This window comes from Pseudomonas shiyinii (assembly GCF_056725765.1).
This window is the reverse complement of sequence record NZ_CM161522.1, coordinates 4,925,359-4,940,512: the sequence shown is the minus strand read 5'-3', so window position 1 is coordinate 4,940,512 and position 15,154 is coordinate 4,925,359. Positions and strand designations below refer to the sequence as shown.

Sequence of the window (15,154 nt, the reverse complement as noted above, 5' to 3'; positions counted from 1 at the left end):
GCACTTCCGGGTGGGAGTGCCCGCATGGGCTTCTTTTCATCATGTCAGTCTTCACCCCCGTGACCCGGCCTGAGCTGGAAACCTTTCTGGCGCCATACGAGCTGGGCCGCCTGCTCGACTTCCAGGGCATCGCCGCCGGTACCGAGAACAGCAATTTCTTCGTCAGCCTGGAGCAAGGGGAGTTCGTCCTCACACTGATCGAGCGCGGGCCGGCCGAAGACATGCCGTTCTTCATCGAGCTGCTGGACGTGCTGCACGATGCCGATATGCCGGTGCCCTACGCCGTGCGCGACCGCAACGGCCAAGGCCTGCGCGAGCTGTGCGGCAAGCCTGCGCTGCTGCAGCCGCGGCTGTCGGGCAAGCACATCAAGGCGCCGAACAACCAGCACTGCGCCCAGGTGGGTGAGCTGCTGGCGCACATTCACTTGGCTACCCGCGAGCGCATCATCGAGCGCCGCACCGACCGCGGCCTGGACTGGATGCTCACCTCCGGTGCACAGCTGCTGCCGGGCCTGAGCCAGGCGCAGGCCGCGCTGTTGACGCCGGCACTGGATGAGATCACCGCGCACAAGGCGCAGATCCTGGCCTTGCCACGGGCCAACCTGCATGCCGACCTGTTCCGCGACAACGTGATGTTCGAAGGCACGCACCTGACAGGCCTGATCGACTTCTACAACGCCTGCTCGGGCCCGATGCTGTATGACATTGCCATCACCGTGAACGACTGGTGCCTGGACGAAGCCGGCGGCATCGACGTGCCCCGCGCCCAGGCGCTGCTGGCGGCCTATGCAGCGCTGCGCCCGTTCACCGCTGCCGAGGCCGAGCTATGGCCGGTCATGCTACGCGTAGGTTGCGTGCGCTTCTGGCTGTCGCGGCTGATCGCGGCCCAGGCGTTCGCCGGGATGGACGTGATGATCCATGACCCGAGCGAGTTCGAGGTGCGTCTGGCGCAGCGCCAGCAGGTGGCGCTGAGCCTGCCGTTCGCCCTCTGACCTCGTCTGCTTCTTCGCGGGTGAACCCGCTCCCACAGCGCCAGCCTCGAAATGTGCGCTATCTCTGTGGGAGATTACCCAGCCCTTCGGGCTGCGCTGTCGCGCAGAGAACAAGCGGCCAATGCTGCCCCTGTGGGAGCGGCGGTGCGGCGGTCCGACTTGTCCCGCGATCAAGGGCGAAGCCCTTGCCAGGCGACGGTGATATCGGGCCCGGCCTAATCGCGGGACAAGTCGGACCGCCGCACCGCCGCTCCCACAGGGTGCCGCAAATCAAATGGTCATGCGTTGTTCTATGAGAGCGGGTTTACCCGCGAAAAGGTCTCCATCGATTTACAGCTGTTCCAGGCACCCCGCCAGGTCATTGCCCAGCTTCTCCAGCAACCGCTCATACCCCTTGGCATCCACAGAGTCGTTCCCGCCCAGGGCATCGAGCTCGGCCAACCGCACCGGCAGGCCGGCCGTCAGGGTCTCGGCCAGGCGCGGACGCAGCGGTGGCTCGCTGAATACACAGGTCTTGCCCACTTCCTGCAGGCGTTTGCGCATGGCCGCGACATGCTGTGCGCCCGGCTGCACTTCCGAGGCCACGCTGAACACCCCGGCATGGGCCAGGCCATAAGCTGCCTCGAAGTAGTCGAACGCCTCGTGGAACACGAAGTAGGGCTTGCCCTTGATGCCGGCGACGCGGGCCTGCAAACGCTGGTCGAGGGCGTCCAGGCGCGCGACGAAGGCCTTGAGGTTGGCCTGGTAGCGGGCGGCATTGGCCGGGTCCGCGGCAGCCATGTCGCTGGCCATCTTCGCCGCGATCACCCGGGCATTGGCCGACGCCAACCACAGGTGTGCATCGAGGCTGCCCGGGCGATGGTCATGGTCATGGTCGTCGTGGTCTTCCTCATGGGCTTCGCCACCTTCGCCGAAGTGACGCAAATGCATGCCTTCGAGCGACTGCACCGCCACGCTTGCTTTGCTGCGACCCTTGAGCACGCGAGGCAGGAAGCTTTCCATGTCCGGGCCGATCCAGTACAGCAGGTCGGCATCGGCGACACGCCGCACATCGGAAGGGCGCAAGGCGTAGTGATGCGGCGAAGCGCCAGGCGGGAGCAATACTTCCGGGCTGCCCATCCCGTCCTGGACCGCCGCGGCGATCTGCTGCAAGGGCTTGATACTGGTCAGCACGCGCACCTCGGCATGGGCCGAGAAGGCGATGAAAGCGACAAAAAGAACTAGCAATCGGGACACGATGAATACTCGGCGGGCCAGAAAGGAGTAACATAATAACGTCTCCATCCAGAACCGTCGCTGCCCATGTCCATCACGCCGCTGGCCAACCGTCCACACGATCACTCCCACTGCGTCCATAGTGCGCTGGCCGAAGCCGATACCCTGTGCAACCGCCAGGGGCTGCGCCTGACCGCCTTGCGCCGGCGTGTGCTGGAGTTGGTCTGGCAGAGCCACAAACCGCTGGGCGCCTACGATATCCTCGCGGTATTGAGCGAGCAGGACGGCCGCCGCGCCGCACCGCCAACCGTGTACCGCGCCCTGGACTTCCTGTTGGAGAATGGCCTGGTACACCGCATCGCCTCGCTCAATGCCTTCATCGGCTGCAGTCACCCCGAGCACGCGCATCAGGGGCAGTTCCTGATCTGCCGCCACTGCCACGTGGCCATCGAGCTGGAGCAGGAGAGCATCAGCGACGCTATCGTCAGCAGCGCCAAGGGCGTGGGCTTCACCGTCGAGACGCAAACCGTCGAGGTGGTCGGCCTGTGTGGCAACTGCCAGGGGCAAGCATGAGCGACGCGCTGATCCGCCTCGAGCAGGTCGGGGTCACCTTCGCCGGCGAGGCGGTGCTCGACAGCATCGACCTGTCGGTAGCCCCGCGCCAGATCGTGACCCTGATCGGCCCCAACGGCGCCGGCAAGACCACGTTGGTGCGCGCCGTACTCGGCCTGCTCAAGCCGCACCGTGGCAAGGTCTGGCGCAAGCCCCGGCTGCGCATCGGCTACATGCCACAGAAAATCCAGGTGGATGCCACCCTGCCGCTGTCCGTGCTGCGTTTCCTGCGCCTGGTGCCGGGTGTCGACCGCGCCGCAGCGCTGGCCGCGTTGCAGGAAGTGGGCGCCGAGCAGGTCATCGACAGCCCCATCCAGACCATCTCCGGCGGCGAGATGCAACGCGTGCTGCTGGCCCGTGCATTGCTGCGTGAACCGGAGCTGCTGGTGCTCGACGAACCCGTGCAGGGCGTCGACGTGGCCGGCCAGGCCGAACTGTACAGCCTGATCACCCGCCTGCGCGACCGCCATGGCTGTGGCGTGCTGATGGTATCCCACGACCTGCATCTGGTGATGAGCACCACCGACCAGGTGGTCTGCTTGAACCGCCATGTGTGCTGTTCCGGCCACCCGGAGCAGGTCAGCGGCGATCCGGCCTTCGTCGAGCTGTTCGGCCAGAACGCCCCGAGCCTGGCCGTCTACCACCATCATCACGATCACCGCCACGACTTGCACGGCTCGGTGATAGCCCCCGGCACCCATGTTCACGGAGAGCACTGCAAGCATGGCTGATTTTCTTCTCTACGCCTTGCTTGCGGGCCTGGCCCTGGCGCTGGTGGCTGGCCCCCTGGGTTCGTTCGTGGTGTGGCGGCGCATGGCCTATTTCGGCGATACCCTGTCCCACGCCGCGTTGCTCGGCGTGGCCCTGGGCCTGGCGCTGGACATCAGCCCGGCGCTGGCGGTCACCGTCGGCTGCCTACTGCTGGCCATCCTGTTGGTCACCCTGCAGCAACGCCAGCCCCTGGCCTCCGACACCCTGCTCGGCATCCTCGCACCCAGTACCCTGTCGCTGGGCCTGGTGGCCCTGAGCTTCATGCGCGATGTACGCATCGACCTGATGGCCTATCTGTTTGGCGACCTCCTGGCCATCAGCCCCACCGACCTGGCCTGGATCCTGGGCGGCAGCGCCTTGGTCCTGCTGCTGCTCGCCGCCTTGTGGCGGCCGTTGTTGGCAGTGACCGTGCATGAGGAGCTGGCGATGGTCGAGGGGCTGCCGGTGACCGGCCTGCGCCTGGCGCTGATGCTGCTGATCGCCGTGGTGATCGCCGTGGCCATGAAAATCGTTGGCGTGCTGCTGATCACCTCGCTGCTGATCATTCCTGCGGCCGCGGCACAACGTCACGCCCGCTCGCCCGAACAGATGGCCCTGGGTGCCAGCCTACTGGGCGTCGTCGCGGTCTGCGGCGGCCTGGCCATGTCCTGGTTCAAGGACACCCCGGCCGGCCCATCGATCGTGGTCTGCGCCGCAGTGCTATTCTTGCTGAGCCTGGCGTTGCCCAAACGCTGAAAAATTCAGGGTGGTCATGCAGGTACATCTGCAACCTTTTCGTGGGTAAAGGGTCTGTAAGACTTATTTTCGAGCGTGCGCACCTGGGTGTAGACTTGCTCGCTTTTTGCGCAAATAGAGAGTCGCAGGAATGAAGCCGTTCGCCTCCCGTTTTCTGCTTGTTGCCGCGTTTTCCCTGTTCCTGGCGGCCTGTTCCAGTACCCCGACCGAACCGGCCGCACCGGCCCAGGTCGATGCCTGGCAGGCATTGCAACAGAGCATTGCCAGCAACGAGTTGGCCACCGCCGAAGACCAACTGGCAGCCCTGCAGGCCCAGTCGCCCGGTGATGCGCGCCTGGAGTCCTACCAGCGCCAACTGGCCGAGGCCTACCTGCAGCGCAGCCAGATCGTGTTGCAAAAAGGTGACGTCAATGCCGCCGCCGTCGCACTGGCCCGCGCGCGCGCGCTGATGCCTCAGGCACCGGCGGTCACCGGTGGCGATGCCGTGGCCCAGGCACGCAGGGCCGAGCTGGAGAAAGCAGAAGCTGCGCTGAAGGCGGCCGAGGCCAAGCCCAAGGCCCGCGTGCTCGACCCGAGCGCACCCAGCACCGTGGTGGCTCTGAAGACCACCGATATTCGCGCCATGCGCCGCCAGCTGGATGACATCGCCGCCGACGTGGTGAACTACCAGTGCGAGGTGGTGTTCCAGGTCCCACGCAAAGACGACGCGCCATGGCTCAAGACCTTGCTGCACAAGCGCGTGCACAAGCTCAACAGCGGGTTCGAGCTCAAGCAGCGGCATGAGATCCAGCGTGCGCTGCCGGCCCAGGTGGTGCTGGTTCCGCATCGGTCCTGACGAGTCAGGGGGTGTTTTACGCCATCTGATTTTGCGGAGGCTCTGTGGCAGGGGCCTTGTGTCGCGAAAGGGGCGGGTAGCGGCCCCAGGCATATCTCAAGACATGTGTTCCCACAGGGGCAGGGTGCTTGCCTACGGAAAGCGCCCTGCCCCTGCCTTCACGCCGGAATCGCCTCGGCCATCGCCTCGCGTGCCCATACCCGGTGCTGCTCCAGCGCCTTCACGAAGCCATCCACCGCCGCCTGGTCATTGCCCAGCAGCAGGCCCGTATCCTCCTTGAGCCCCAGCGTATCCAGCAACGCCTTGCCGTCACTCGCCAGCCCCATCGGCTTGAGGTGCTTGTAGGCTTCGAGCAGGTAGTGCTTGGCCAGGCCGCTCTTGCCCAACGTCTCCAGCGCCGCCTTGCCAGCCGGCACCCACAGGCCATCTACCATTACCGACGGCATGCCTTCCATTGAGGCATCCACCGGCAACGTCTGGCCCTGGGCGGTGGTGACCGGCGCCGAGGTCGGCCCCAATACCAGGATGCGCGCACTCTTGGCCTCGAACGCCTTGACCAGCCGATCGACATCCGCACCATCGACACCATCGGCCACCAGCAAGGCGACCTTGCGCCCCTTGATGCCGACACGGCCAGGGTGGTTCATTTGACTCAAGGCCGGAGACTGTGCCGGCGTCGCCCCCTTGACCTGCACGGTACCGGCCGTGGGCGCGGGCAGGCCCAGGTTGGCGGCCACCGCAGCGGCGAGCTTCAGGTCGATATTGGCCAGGATTTCGTTGACTTCCCGAGCCCGGATGGCCTCACGCTCCACCTTGCCCAGTTCGAAGCTGTAGGCCTTGATGATGTGCTGCTGCTCGGTAGGGCTCATGCTCTGGAAGAACAGCCGCGCCTGGGAGAAATGATCGCTGAACGAGTCGCTGCGCTGGCGGATCTTGTGCGCATCGATACGTTCCTGGTAGCTCTCGAAACCACCATCCTGTGCGGCCGGCGGCGTTTCCTTGGGCCAGCCGCCATCGATGGAGTTGGGCTCGTAGGAGGTTCGGCCTTTGTCGATGGTCATGCGGTGCATGGCGTCGCGCTGGCCATTATGGTTGGGCACGATCGGTCGGTTGATCGGGATTTCGTGGAAGTTCGGCCCACCGAGGCGGCTGAGCTGGGTGTCGGTGTAGGAGAACAACCGGCCCTGCAGCAGCGGGTCGTTGGTGAAGTCGATGCCCGGCACGATGTGGCCCGGGCAGAACGCAACCTGTTCGACTTCGGCGAAGAAGTTGTCCGGGTTGCGGTTGAGCACCATCTTGCCCAGCGGCGTCACCGGCACCAGCTCCTCGGGGATGATCTTGGTCGGGTCGAGCAGGTCGAAATCGAATGCGTGCTCATCCGTCTCGGCGACGATCTGCACGCCCAGCTCCCATTCGGGATAGTCGCCGGTCTCGATGGCTTCCCACAGGTCACGGCGATGGAAGTCGGGGTCTTTGCCACCGAGCTTCTGGGCTTCGTCCCAGAGTACCGAATGCACGCCCTGACGCGGTTTCCAATGGAACTTGACGAAAGTCGCCTCGCCCTGGGCATTGACCAGGCGGAAGGTGTGCACGCCAAAGCCCTCCATCATTCGCAGGCTGCGCGGGATGGCGCGGTCGGACATCGCCCACATCACCATGTGCGCCGATTCCGGCACCAGCGAGACGAAGTCCCAGAACGTGTCGTGGGCCGAGGCGCCGGTGGGGACCTCATTGTGCGGCTCGGGCTTCACCGCGTGGACGAAATCAGGAAACTTGATCGCGTCCTGGATGAAGAACACCGGCATATTGTTGCCCACCAGGTCGAAATTGCCTTCGTCGGTATAGAACTTCACCGCGAAGCCACGTACGTCGCGCACCGTATCGCCTGAGCCGCGCGGCCCTTGTACCGTGGAGAAGCGCACGAATACCGGGGTGATCTTTTCCGGGTCCTGCAGGAACCCGGCCTTGGTCAGCTGCGCATGGCAGCCATAGCTCTGGAAGTAGCCATGGGCGCCGGTCCCGCGGGCATGGACGATGCGTTCGGGTATGCGCTCATGGTCGAAGTGGGTGATCTTCTCGCGCATGATGAAGTCTTCGAGCAGCGAAGGCCCACGCGCGCCGGCTTTCAGGGTGTTCTGGTTATCGGCGATCTTCACCCCCTGGTTGGTGCGCAAGGCCTGGCCGGTGGCGTCGCGGCGTACATCCTCCAGGCTTTGCAGCTTGGCGTTGGTGTTGGCGCGATCGGGGGTGTGGGTGCCCGCGAGTTGGCTTTCCTTGGGCGAATCCGGGGTCTTGCTGGACATGGTCGGCTCTCCTCAGCTGTCTACAGGCGGCCCGTTCGGGCTCGTTCAAGTAGTGACTGGCAGCCGTTCGCGAGCGTTCAATCGGATTACCGGTTGTCGCGTTATGCCCAACGGATTGGTTGAAGTCGAAATAAATGCTAAGAACAACTATGGGAACAGGCTAAAATGCGCGGCCCGGCTTACCGCTGACCCAAATTCCATGCGCCCCACAAGGTTCGCTCAGTGATCGAGTTTCAAAATGTCCACAAGACCTACCGCGTCGGCGGTAGGGATATTCCCGCCCTCAATCCGACCAGCCTGGCCATCGAAAATGGCCAAGTGTTCGGCCTGATCGGGCACTCCGGCGCCGGCAAGAGCACCTTGCTGCGCCTGATCAACCGCCTGGAAGCGCCCACCGGCGGCAAGATCATCGTCGACGGCGAGGACGTCACCGCCTTCGATGCCAACCAGTTGCGCCGCTTCCGCCAGCAGGTCGGGATGATCTTCCAGCACTTCAACCTGCTGGCCTCCAAGACCGTGGCCGACAATGTGGCCCTGCCGTTGACCCTGGCTGGCGAGCTGTCGCGCGCCGAGATCGACAAGCGCGTGGTCGAACTGCTGGCCCGCGTGGGCCTTTCGGACCACGCCAAGAAGTACCCGGCCCAGCTCTCCGGCGGCCAGAAGCAACGCGTCGGCATCGCCCGTGCGCTGTCCACCAACCCCAAGATCCTGCTGTGCGACGAGGCCACCAGCGCGCTCGACCCGCAGACGACCGGGCAGGTCCTGCAGTTGCTGGCCGAGATCAACCGCGAGCTGAAGCTGACCATCGTGCTGATCACCCATGAGATGGACGTGATCCGCCGGGTCTGCGACCGCGTGGCGGTGATGGATGCCGGGCAGATCGTCGAGCAGGGCCCGGTGGCGGATGTGTTCCTGCACCCGCAGCACCCAACCACCAAGCGTTTCGTCCAGGAAGACGAGCAGGTCGACGAGAGCGAGCAGCGCGACGACTTCGCCCATGTACCGGGCCGCATCGTGCGCCTGACCTTCCAGGGCGACGCCACCTACGCACCGCTGCTGGGCACCGTGGCCCGCGAGACCGGCGTGGACTACAGCATCCTGGCCGGGCGTATCGACCGCATCAAGGACGTCCCCTATGGGCAGCTCACGCTCGCCGTCACCGGCGGCGACATGGAAGCGGCGTTCGCGCGCTTCAAGGCAGCTGATGTTCATATGGAGGTACTGCGTTGATGGACGCCCTGAATTTCTTCGCCAACGTCGACTGGGCCGAAATCTGGCTGGCCACCATCGACACCATGATCATGCTGTTCGGCTCGCTGTTCTTCACCGTGCTGCTGGGCCTGCCCCTGGGCGTGCTGCTGTTCCTCTGCGGCCCGCGGCAGATGTTCGAACAGAAAGGCGTGTACGCGCTGCTGTCGCTGGTGGTGAACATCCTGCGCTCGCTGCCGTTCATCATCCTGCTGATCGTCATGATCCCGATCACCGTGCTGATCACTGGCACCTCGCTCGGTGTCGCCGGCGCCATCCCACCCTTGGTGGTGGGCGCCACGCCATTCTTCGCGCGGCTGGTGGAAACGGCCCTGCGTGAAGTGGACCGCGGCATCATCGAAGCCACCCAGTCGATGGGCGCCACCACTCGCCAGATCATCATGAGTGCCCTGCTGCCAGAGGCCCGCCCGGGCATCTTTGCGGCCATCACCGTCACCGCCATCACCCTGGTGTCCTACACCGCCATGGCCGGCGTGGTCGGTGCCGGCGGCCTGGGCGACCTGGCCATCCGCTTCGGCTACCAGCGTTTCCAGACCGATGTGATGGTGGTCACCGTGGTGCTGCTGCTGATCCTGGTTCAAGTCCTGCAGAGTGTCGGCGACAAACTGGTGGTGCATTTTTCCCGTAAGTAACCCCAATGGGGTCGGCCTGGCCGACCCGTTCGGGGGCCGTCGCGGCCCTCACAAGGAGTGATCAATGAAGAAACTGCTTGCTGTTGTCGCCGCTGTCGCGGCCTTCTCGGCCAACGCCGAATCCCTGACCGTCGCGGCCACCCCGGTACCCCACGCCGAGATCCTCAACTTCGTGAAGCCGCAACTGGCCAAGGAAGGCGTGGAGCTGAAGGTCAAGGAATTCACCGACTACATCCAGCCCAACGTACAGGTTGCGGAAAAGCGCCTGGATGCCAACTTCTTCCAGCACCAGCCGTACCTGGATGAATTCAACAAGGCCAAGGGCACCGAGCTGGTGAGCGTCGCCGGCGTGCACCTGGAGCCGCTGGGCGCCTACTCCAGCAAGATCAAGAAGCTCGACGAGCTGCCGTCCGGCGCCACCGTGGTCATCCCCAACGACGCCACCAACGGCGGCCGTGCCCTGTTGCTGCTGGACAAGGCCGGCGTGATCAAACTCAAGGACAACAAGAACATCCTGTCGACCGTGAAAGACATCACCGGCAACGACAAGAATCTGAAGTTCCGCGAGCTGGAAGCAGCCACCATCCCGCGTGTACTGACCCAGGTCGACCTGGCGCTGATCAACACCAACTATGCGCTGGAAGCCAAGCTGAACCCGGAAAAAGACGCCCTGGTCATCGAAGGCAGCGACTCGCCGTACGTGAACATCCTGGTGGCCCGCCCGGACAACAAGGACTCCGCCGCCATGAAGAAACTGGCCGATGCCCTGCATTCGCCAGAGGTGAAGCAGTTCATCACCGAGAAGTACAAAGGTGCGGTGATTCCGGCGTTCTGAGCCGATATCCAGAGGGGCCGCCTTGCGGCCCCATCGCGGGGCAAGCCCGCTCCTACAGGTTTGCTGTCGCTCTTGTGGGAGCGGCCTTACGCCGCGATGGCCTGCGCAGCAGGCCCGTCAAGAAGTATCGAGGAGCTGGCTAACTCTGCCCATCAGTAGGGCCCGTTGGCGCTTCGAACGCGTGTAGCGCCTCTCGCGCCGCCCCTGCTTCCAGATAGCGCTCGACCAGCGCCGCCAACTCCCCGGCCTTCAGGCCTTTCCCGCCCACACTCCAGCGGCCCAGCGCCAGGCTGACCCAACGTGTCTTGGCGTCGAGCTTGGCATCCGGCTCCCAGAAGCGTCGCTTGTTGAACAGCGGCAGCGGTGCGTCGTCTGCCAGCTTGAGCCCCACCGCCAGCCGGGGCGATACCTTGATCATGTACTGGTCGAACCGATGCAGCGGAATCGGCTCCGGCGTATTGGCGAACTGCACCGAGTGTGGCGTGAAGACCATCGCTGGGGTGCCCGCGCGCCGGACCATGCGCCAGCCCTGCACACCGGCCCACAGGCCCACGGCAACGATGAGAAGTGCCGAGAAGTTCAGGAACGAGATTAGCCCTGGCTTACCTCCTTGAACGTGCGACCCGAAGCGCACCCACAGCGCCGCGCCCAGGCAGGCAATGCACACGGCCACCAAGAACCGGCCGCGCCACTGCGCACCTTCGTGGAGCACACAGTCACCTGTAACAGCCTCGGCGCGGGTCAGCAGATACTCATGCACCTCGTTGCGCTGCTCCAGCAGGCGGCTCCCGATCGCGGCCCCCAACGCCCGCGACAGGGCGTTCAGATCGGGCACTTGCTCGGCAAGCCAGGCCAGCGCTTGCGCCGCCACGACCGGGCGCAGGGCCTCGCCGCCACGGGCGTTTTCGACAGACAGGCCCAGCGCCAGAATGCGCTGACAAGTGGGCGGGTGGCTGTCGCTGGGGTGGGCCAATTCATCGGCCAGCTCGTCGTCCGGCAGGCAAATATCCTGGGTGGCCAGGTATTCGAGCGTGGCAGCAAGCAGGTCCTCGGGCCACGCCTGGGGCTTCATGCACAGCTCGGCCTGGTGCTGCTCGATCAACGGCTCCAGTGCGCTGATACGTACCAATGAGTCCACCACGGCTTGCGGGCCACCGACCCGGGCGCCTGCGGCATCGGCCTGCAGCTCGCGTTTACGGCTCCAGTGGCTGACAGCAAAGTCGAAACGCTGCATGAAATGCACCGCCAAAGCATACGCGGGCAGTGTCAGCAGGCCCTGCAGCATACCGGCCTCCATGTGCCCCCCGACAACGCCGATATTGCGCCCAGCGCCTTGGTAGATGGGTATGAAGCGCATGCTGTACTCAGTATCCTCGCCCGAGAAATGCGCCAGTTCGTGGGCGATCACCGCATCGCTTTCACTGCGGCTGAGTACCGCGAGCAACGGCAACGGCAGGTACAAGGTACGCCCCTGCAGGCGTCGCTCGCCCGGGTACAGAAGCACGTCGCTGGAGGTCACATAGAACCCGTCGAGGAAGCCGACCACGATATTGTCCGGCTCCAGCGCATCCAACTGCTTGGCCAGGCCCCGCACCCGGGCCCACAACGCCGGGGCCTGTTGCTCGGTAAGCTCGCCGCCGTAGATGTCATGGGGCTCGGTCTTGAACAGTTGCAGCATGTCTTTCAACTGGCCAGGCAGGCGATACAACGGCCAGAGCATCGCCAGCATCAGGAGCCCCACCAGCAACTGCAGCTTGATCACGCCGGCCGACGTCGGCTGCAAGGCAAACAGCCACAGCGCCTCATAACCGATCTCGAGTACGACCGTCAGCGTCAGCAGCAGGATACAAGCGACCAGCACCACCGGCAGCACCTGGCTGAGCGTGAAGAAAAGCCGCACCAGGCGGTCCCTGGACACCAGCGCAGCCTTGCCGGCCCAGTGGAAGGCCAGCAGCGATGCTACGCCCAGAAGGGTCAACAGGATCGAAAAGCGCAGGGAGAAATGCGGCAACCAGGTGCCGACCTTCGCGAAGCCCAGCTCACGCTCGACGTACCCGAGCCAATTGACGGCCAGGCTGTGGGCGACGTAGGGCTCATGGGACTTGCCGTTGAATTCGACGAGGCGCCTGTCGTTTACCGTTTCCATGTACGTCACATCGGCGATGAAGCCATGCAACTTTGCCTGCTCTTCCAGCAGCAGGCTGCGGTGGGCGTCGGCACGCTGGCCTTGCCAGATGGCCATGGCCATCAGCAGCAATGGCAGCAAAACTAGGCGCCAGGCCAGGGTGCGTTTGTCACGCGACGTCATGTAGGGCACTCCATGCCAGTTGGACGGGTGGTTATCCTAACCGACCCGCGGATGTCAGTCCTGCTTGAGCAGCCCTGGCAGTTGCGCCACCAGTTTCTGATTGTTAACCGGCGCGCGAATGAAGCCACGCTGGCGCCCGTCCGGCCCGACGATCGCCAGGTTGCCGCTGTGATCCACGGTGTACCCAGGCTTGCTGGTATCGGCCGGGATGAACGGAATGCTCAAGGCATTGGCCAGCGCCTGGGTATCCTCGATCGACCCCGTCACCCCGACGAAATCCTTGTCGAAATATCCCAGGTACTGCTTGAGCTGGTTCGGCGTGTCCCGGTTCGGGTCGACGCTCACCAGCACCACCCGCAGACGGTCGACCGCCTCCTTGGGCAGCTCGCTCTTCACCTGACGCAGCTGGGCCAGGGTGGTCGGGCAGATGTCCGGGCAGTAGGTGTAGCCGAAGAACAGTAGCGACCATTTGCCCTTGAGCGCGTCCAGCGCCACCGGCTGGCCATCCTGGTCGGTCATTTTCACGTCCGGCACGGTACGGCTCTGCGGCAGGAGAATGATGCCAGCATCGATCAGCTCGGCCGGGTTCGCCTGGCCGCGATCATTGAGTACCTTGTTGACGGTCAGCCCGAGGATCAGGGCGACCACGGCAACGAGGATGAAGACGGTTTTCTGGGTTCGGGTCATAGGCTCGGCAACAGGTAGTGGTCCAGAAGCAGCGCGATGAACAGCAGGAACAGGTACACGATGGAGTACTTGAAGGTGCCGATCGCGGCGTGCGGCTGGGTGCCACGGTACAACACCCAGGCCCAACGGACAAAGCGCAGGCCAAGCGCCAGGGCACAGGCCAGGTACAGCAGGCCGCTCATGTGGATGACGAACGGCAGCAGGCTCACCGCCAGCAGCACCAAGGCATAGAGCAGGATGTGCAGCTTGGTATAGCGCTCGCCATGGGTCACCGGCAGCATGGGGATGTCCGCCTTGGCGTATTCTTCCTTGCGGTGGATGGCCAAGGCCCAGAAATGGGGGGGTGTCCAGGCGAAAATGATCAGCACCAGCAGCAGCGGCTCGGCGCTGACATGCCCGCTCACCGCCACCCAACCGAGCAAGGGCGGCATCGCACCCGCCAGGCCGCCGATCACGATGTTCTGGGGCGTGGCCCGCTTGAGAAAGCCCGTGTAGATCACCGCATAACCCAGCAGAGAGCCCAGCGTCAGCCAGGCGGTCAGGGCATTGGTGAACACCAGCAGCACTGCCATGCCCAGCAACGCCAGGGCCAGGGCGAACGCCAGCGCCGGCACGGGCGCGACCCGGCCCTCGACCAGTGGGCGTTTGTGGGTACGCGCCATCAATGCATCGATGCGCCGGTCCAGCACATGGTTGACCGCCGCGGCTCCACCTGCGCACAGCGCGATGCCGAGGTTGCCGAACACCAGCACGGTCCAGGGCACGCCGGCGCGGGTGGCGAGGAACATGCCCACCAGGGATGTGATCAGCATCAGCACCACCACCTTCGGCTTGGTCAGCTCCAGGTAGTCGCGCCAGCTGGCCTGTCGCCGGCCTTGATCTAGAAGCGTCGCCACGACTCATGCCTCATCTGTGGAGTGATCGCCACGCCAGCCACCGGTGTCAGGCGCCAGCCGTGGCCCACGCGGACCTTGTCGACCACGCGGATGCGGTAGTTGACCAGCACCATGCACAGCAGCAGCAGGGCGCCACCGGCGTTGTGTGCCACCGCAACGCCCAGGGGCAGGTGCAGCAGTACGTTGCTGATGCCCAGGCCCACCTGCACAGCCAGCGCCAGCAACACCAGGCGCGCCAGCGCGGTAAGGCCATTGCGATGCAGTTTCCAGCTGAGCATCAGCAGTACCGCGACCACCATCAGGGCACCGAGGCGGTGGCTGATGTGGATGGCCGTGCGCGCATCGCTGTCCAGTTGCCCGCCCAGGTAGTTCGGCCCTACATGCTGGGTCAGGTGGAAACCGTTGCTGAAATCCGCCGCTGGCCACCACTGGCCATGGCAGGTAGGCAGGTCGATGCAGGCGACCGCCGCGTAGTTGGCGCTGACCCAGCCCCCCAGGGCGATCTGCCCGATCACCACCAGCAAGGCCAGCGCCGCGATCCGACGCAGGCTCAGGGGCAGCTTGGGCAATGGCGCAAAGGCCCGAGACAGGCGCAGCGACAACAGGAACAACAAACTCAGCGTGGTAAAGCCCCCCAGCAGATGGGCCGTGACCACCTGGGGCCAGAGCTTGAGCGTGACCGTCCACATTCCGAACGCCGCCTGGGCGAGCACCACACCGAGCAACAGCAGCGGCAGGCGATAGGGCTGGCCATCGCGGGCATGGCGGCGCACGGCCTGGAACGCCAGCAGGGCGATCACTGTCGCCAGGGTGCCGGCGAAATAGCGATGGACCATCTCTGCCCAGCCCTTGGCCTGCTCAACCGGATGGTCCGGGAAGCGCAGCTCGGCATGGGCAAGCTGCGCTTCGGTCTTGGGCACGCCGATGAAACCGTAGCAACCCGGCCAGTCCGGGCAGCCGAGGCCGGCGTGGGTGAGGCGAGTATAGGCACCGAGCAGGACGACCAGCAGTGCCAGCAGGGTGGCGAACACAGCGAGGCGGTATCCGGGTCTGGCCATGGGGGC

14 protein-coding genes are annotated in these 15,154 nt (G+C 64.8%); 8 read left to right on the top strand and 6 right to left on the bottom strand.

What is annotated here, in order from left to right; translation table 11 throughout:
- Positions 1 to 41: 41 nt before the first annotated feature.
- Positions 42 to 992 carry a homoserine kinase gene (locus tag ACXHGZ_RS22400; protein ID WP_480461633.1) on the top strand — a complete coding sequence of 317 codons (951 nt, stop codon included), beginning with the start codon at positions 42 to 44 and terminating at the stop codon, positions 990 to 992.
- Positions 993 to 1,322: 330 nt separating this feature from the next.
- On the opposite strand, the gene ACXHGZ_RS22395 is transcribed toward ACXHGZ_RS22400, so the two are convergent.
- Positions 1,323 to 2,276, bottom strand: coding sequence for a zinc ABC transporter substrate-binding protein (locus ACXHGZ_RS22395; RefSeq protein ID WP_480461631.1), 954 nt, complete (start codon positions 2,274 to 2,276; stop codon positions 1,323 to 1,325).
- Between the two features lie 18 nt (positions 2,277 to 2,294).
- Here ACXHGZ_RS22395 and zur point away from each other — a divergent pair, with 18 nt between their 5' ends.
- The 4 genes from zur to ACXHGZ_RS22375 all read left to right on the top strand — a co-directional run bounded on the left by zur (position 2,295) and on the right by ACXHGZ_RS22375 (position 5,160).
- Positions 2,295 to 2,780 carry a zinc uptake transcriptional repressor Zur gene (zur, locus tag ACXHGZ_RS22390; protein WP_224457535.1) on the top strand — a complete coding sequence of 162 codons (486 nt, stop codon included), beginning with the start codon at positions 2,295 to 2,297 and terminating at the stop codon, positions 2,778 to 2,780.
- On the top strand, positions 2,777 to 3,550 hold the full coding sequence (gene znuC, locus ACXHGZ_RS22385) for a zinc ABC transporter ATP-binding protein ZnuC (RefSeq protein WP_084855185.1): 774 nt from the start codon (positions 2,777 to 2,779) through the stop codon (positions 3,548 to 3,550). Before zur ends, znuC begins: the two co-directional genes overlap by 4 nt.
- The gene (znuB, locus tag ACXHGZ_RS22380; RefSeq protein ID WP_084855186.1) at positions 3,543 to 4,325 is read left to right on the top strand and encodes a zinc ABC transporter permease subunit ZnuB; all 783 of its coding nucleotides are present in this window, start codon (positions 3,543 to 3,545) and stop codon (positions 4,323 to 4,325) included. Before znuC ends, znuB begins: the two co-directional genes overlap by 8 nt.
- 130 nt (positions 4,326 to 4,455) lie before the next feature.
- A complete protein-coding gene (locus ACXHGZ_RS22375) occupies positions 4,456 to 5,160 on the top strand; it encodes a PA5502 family lipoprotein (protein WP_480461627.1) in 705 nt (234 codons plus the stop codon).
- Between the two features lie 158 nt (positions 5,161 to 5,318).
- Here ACXHGZ_RS22375 and katE read toward each other — a convergent pair whose 3' ends face one another.
- Positions 5,319 to 7,463, bottom strand: a complete 2,145-nt coding sequence (gene katE / locus ACXHGZ_RS22370) for a catalase HPII (protein ID WP_480461626.1) — start codon at positions 7,461 to 7,463, stop codon at positions 5,319 to 5,321.
- Positions 7,464 to 7,685: 222 nt separating this feature from the next.
- Here katE and ACXHGZ_RS22365 point away from each other — a divergent pair, with 222 nt between their 5' ends.
- From ACXHGZ_RS22365 to ACXHGZ_RS22355, 3 genes are all read left to right on the top strand, one after another.
- Positions 7,686 to 8,693, top strand: a complete 1,008-nt coding sequence (locus ACXHGZ_RS22365) for a methionine ABC transporter ATP-binding protein (RefSeq protein ID WP_480461624.1) — start codon at positions 7,686 to 7,688, stop codon at positions 8,691 to 8,693.
- Positions 8,693 to 9,364 carry a methionine ABC transporter permease gene (locus tag ACXHGZ_RS22360; protein WP_084855190.1) on the top strand — a complete coding sequence of 224 codons (672 nt, stop codon included), beginning with the start codon at positions 8,693 to 8,695 and terminating at the stop codon, positions 9,362 to 9,364. Before ACXHGZ_RS22365 ends, ACXHGZ_RS22360 begins: the two co-directional genes overlap by 1 nt.
- A 64-nt stretch (positions 9,365 to 9,428) precedes the next feature.
- Entirely contained in the window at positions 9,429 to 10,199 is a 771-nt protein-coding gene (locus ACXHGZ_RS22355; RefSeq protein WP_465001614.1) for a MetQ/NlpA family ABC transporter substrate-binding protein, read from the top strand.
- Positions 10,200 to 10,338: 139 nt separating this feature from the next.
- Here the strand turns inward: ACXHGZ_RS22355 and ACXHGZ_RS22350 are convergent, their stop codons facing one another.
- From ACXHGZ_RS22350 to ACXHGZ_RS22335, 4 genes are read right to left on the bottom strand one after another with little or no spacing between them, the layout of a single operon-like run.
- The gene (locus ACXHGZ_RS22350; RefSeq protein WP_480461622.1) at positions 10,339 to 12,507 is read right to left on the bottom strand and encodes a M48 family metallopeptidase; all 2,169 of its coding nucleotides are present in this window, start codon (positions 12,505 to 12,507) and stop codon (positions 10,339 to 10,341) included.
- 54 nt (positions 12,508 to 12,561) lie between these two features.
- Positions 12,562 to 13,194, bottom strand: a complete 633-nt coding sequence (locus ACXHGZ_RS22345) for an SCO family protein (RefSeq protein ID WP_224457529.1) — start codon at positions 13,192 to 13,194, stop codon at positions 12,562 to 12,564.
- Entirely contained in the window at positions 13,191 to 14,090 is a 900-nt protein-coding gene (cyoE, locus tag ACXHGZ_RS22340) for a heme o synthase (RefSeq protein ID WP_480461620.1), read from the bottom strand. The genes ACXHGZ_RS22345 and cyoE overlap by 4 nt, the downstream gene beginning before the upstream one ends.
- A complete protein-coding gene (locus ACXHGZ_RS22335) occupies positions 14,075 to 15,148 on the bottom strand; it encodes a COX15/CtaA family protein (RefSeq protein ID WP_196154760.1) in 1,074 nt (357 codons plus the stop codon). Before ACXHGZ_RS22335 ends, cyoE begins: the two co-directional genes overlap by 16 nt.
- Between the last annotated feature and the right edge of the window lie 6 nt (positions 15,149 to 15,154).